Annotated in this window: 2 protein-coding genes; both read right to left on the bottom strand. The window is 50.8% G+C overall.

Going from position 1 to position 2,587, the window contains the following annotated elements:
* Window positions 1-240: 240 nt before the first annotated feature.
* Window positions 241-1,878, bottom strand: a complete 1,638-nt coding sequence (locus D3F01_RS15775; RefSeq protein WP_223474817.1) for a recombinase family protein — start codon at window positions 1,876-1,878, stop codon at window positions 241-243.
* An 83-nt stretch (window positions 1,879-1,961) separates the two neighbouring features.
* Window positions 1,962-2,426 (bottom strand): hypothetical protein, encoded by a 465-nt coding sequence (locus tag D3F01_RS15770; RefSeq protein ID WP_005924522.1) that lies wholly within the window; start codon window positions 2,424-2,426, stop codon window positions 1,962-1,964.
* Between the last annotated feature and the right edge of the window lie 161 nt (window positions 2,427-2,587).

Raw genomic sequence — 2,587 nt, 5'->3', positions numbered from 1 at the left:
GGCATGGCCGGTATGTGGGAAGCCGTGTTCGGTGATGTGGGTGTCACGATCATCGCTGTTCTGAACGCAATGCGGATTCTGAAGAAATAAGCACAAACAAAAAACAGGGTGCGCCCACCCGGACGCACCCTGCAAAAATCCACACACGATAAGTAAGGCAGGGAGTTCCCCAGAGCAGAGTTCCCATAAAACAGTATTTGCAAAAGTTCCCTAAATGGGGAAGATTTGGCGTGACTTCGGTCACGCCTTTTCTTTTGCTTCCAGTTCATCCAGAGGGATGTACCCCAGCCCGTCGTACTTGATATGGATGTGCTGCACCCGCTTTCCGCTGGACTTATCCGGGGCATCTACATAGATAGCCGACACCAGTTCACGGAGAGCATAGGGAGTGAGTTCTTCAATATGAACGTACTTGTGCGCTTTCTGGACGAATTTTTCAATATTCTCGATTTGCTGTTCCTGTACTTCGATTTCCTGTTGGATAGAGAGGGATTCCTCTTCCAGCTGCTTCTGTTCGGCATCGTAGCTCTGGCTCATCATGTCGAAGCGGTCATCGCTCAGCTTTCCATTGGCGTTGTCCTCGTAGATTTTCATGAACAGCCGTTTGAGGTCTACAATCCGCTTCTCATTCCGGGCAAGCTGCTTCTTCAGGACGGTCAGCTTTTCGCTGCTTTCCACACGAAGCTGCTCCTCCATGACCTTGCGGAAGTAGTTTTCATGACGGAGAATGTAGTCCGTCACCCGCTGAACATGACTCAGCACACGTCCTTCCAGAACCTTTACCCGGATGAAATGTCCCTTGCACTTGCTCCCGTTCTTCTTGTGCAGAGAGCAATCAAAGAAGTCTTGACTGAAGTCCCTGTTATTGGACGAACCATATTGCATCTTGGAACCGCAGTCAGCGCAGTAGACCATACCGGAGAAAATGCTGCTCTTGCCTGTTCGGGTCATACGGTGACGCTGGCTGCGAATCTCCTGAACCTTTTCAAACACATCATCGTCAATAATGCGCTCATGTGTATCCGGGAAGATAGCCTGATTTTCCACAGGATTCAGATGTCTCTTTTTATCCCAGATAGAGTTAGTATAGGTCTTGAAGTTGACTGTGCAGCCAGTGTACTCCCGGCGTTCCAGAATCAAACTTACTGCTCTTTTATCCCAGCGATAAGGGTCTTCCGGGGCAGGTGCGTTTGTGCTCCGGCCATGGCTCAACTTGTAGGCGGTAGGAGTCAGAACTTTATCTGCCCACAGTTGGTTCGCAATTTGGGTCGGCCCACGTCCCTCCATGCACATGGAGAAGATGCGCTTCACAATCGCAGCCGCTTCCGGGTCAACAAGCCAATGCTTCGGGTTCTCCGGGTCTTTTACATAGCCGTACGGAACATTAACCGTCAGCGGTACTCCACGCTCTCCCTTGGCCTTCTGAACGGCCCGAATCTTGCGGCTGGTATCGCGGGCGTAAAACTCGTTGAACCAGTTCTTAATGCCCGCAAAATCGTTGTTTACGCTGTTCGGGTCAATGGTGTCGTAGTTGTCGTTAATGGCGATGTAGCGAACGCCATACTGGGGAAAGGTGAAGTTGGTGTACAGACCAGTCAAGGCAGAATTGCGCCCCAGTCGGGACAAATCCTTCGTGATAACGATTCCTACACGCCCTGCTTCGATCTCGACCAGCATACTCTGAAAGCCGGGACGGTCATAGTTCGTGCCGGAGTAGCCATCATCCACAAAGAACACCGGGTTCGGGAAGTGGTTCTTTTTGGCGTATTCCAGAAGGATGACCTTCTGGTTCTCAATGGACAGGCTTTCGCCGAGCCGTGCGTCCTCTTGCGACAGTCGGCAGTAAAGTGCGGTGATTTTATTCGTTGCTCCAGACATTGTTGTGTCCTCCTTATTCTGTGGAGCAACTGTCAGTACAGGATTGGTTACCGGATCAAGTATAGCAGAATTGGACGCAGTTGTCATTCGTCTGCACCCTCATCTTCAAATTTTTGCTGGGCGTTCTTGGCAACAATGCGCTCCAGTTTCTTCAAAAAGGATTCCTTGCCCTCATAGCTGCCGGTCACGGTGTAGGTGGTGTGACCGACTTTCTCCGTGGTGGTCAGTTCAGGAATCCAGAATGCAGACAGGTTCTTGACATGGAGATTGCCGTTCTCATCTACATAGGAGCCGTGCTTCTTCTGCTCTTCGGTCAAGGGCTGCCGCTTGAAATAGATTTCGTTTTCGGAGATGCTCACGGTTTCGCTGGCTTGCTCCTTCGGGGCATCGTCATACAGCTGGGCAAAAAATGCCAGTGCATCTTCGGGTGAGTCTTCCTCCATGAGCTGCTCGAAAACTCGCTGTTCCTCTGCCGAGAGGTTATTCCATGCGGCTTCCAACTCCTGCTCGTTGGCTGCGTTGACGAAGGCTTCGATCTCTTTTTTCATGGTGCATCCTCCTTTGGCTGCGAAAAGCGGATTTTCAAAAAGTATGGGTTTTCGTGAGAGCAAGAATCGTCCCGTGGCCACAAATTTTCAATTCTTGAAAATTCTTGCCCTTTTGGGACAGCTTCTTGTTGGGGCGTGCCTGCCCCAAACCCTGCTTAGGA

Origin of the sequence: Faecalibacterium sp. BCRC 81149 (assembly GCF_022750605.1) — a bacterium.
Classification (GTDB): domain Bacteria; phylum Bacillota; class Clostridia; order Oscillospirales; family Ruminococcaceae; genus Faecalibacterium; species Faecalibacterium duncaniae.
The sequence above is the reverse complement of the archived record's forward strand: the minus strand, read 5'-3'. Positions and strand labels throughout refer to the sequence as shown.